Genomic DNA, 281 nt, shown 5'->3' with positions numbered 1-281 from the left:
ACATATTGTCATTCAGTTTTCAATGTTCATCTACATATTAAGAGTAAAATATAAATGGTGGAGACTAGCGGGATCGAACCGCTGACCTCCTGCGTGCAAAGCAGGCGCTCTCCCAGCTGAGCTAAGCCCCCAAAGTATTTAGAAAGAAGTCGGGAAGACAGGATTCGAACCTGCGACCCCTTGGTCCCAAACCAAGTGCTCTACCAAGCTGAGCTACTTCCCGTATGTAGTTAAATAATCAATAATAAAATAGCGCGCCCGATAGGAGTCGAACCCATAAC

General features: G+C 45.6%; 2 tRNA genes. Both read right to left on the bottom strand.

Annotated elements, in window-relative coordinates:
* Positions 1–55 precede the first annotated feature (55 nt).
* Positions 56–131, bottom strand: a tRNA-Ala gene (locus HMPREF2580_RS03950).
* 18 nt (positions 132–149) lie between these two features.
* A tRNA-Pro gene (locus HMPREF2580_RS03945) sits at positions 150–223 on the bottom strand.
* Positions 224–281: the final 58 nt, after the last annotated feature.

It is taken from the genome of Staphylococcus sp. HMSC036D05, assembly GCF_001836225.1.
Lineage (GTDB): Bacteria > Bacillota > Bacilli > Staphylococcales > Staphylococcaceae > Staphylococcus > Staphylococcus caprae.
The sequence above is the reverse complement of the archived record's forward strand: the minus strand, read 5'-3'. Positions and strand labels throughout refer to the sequence as shown.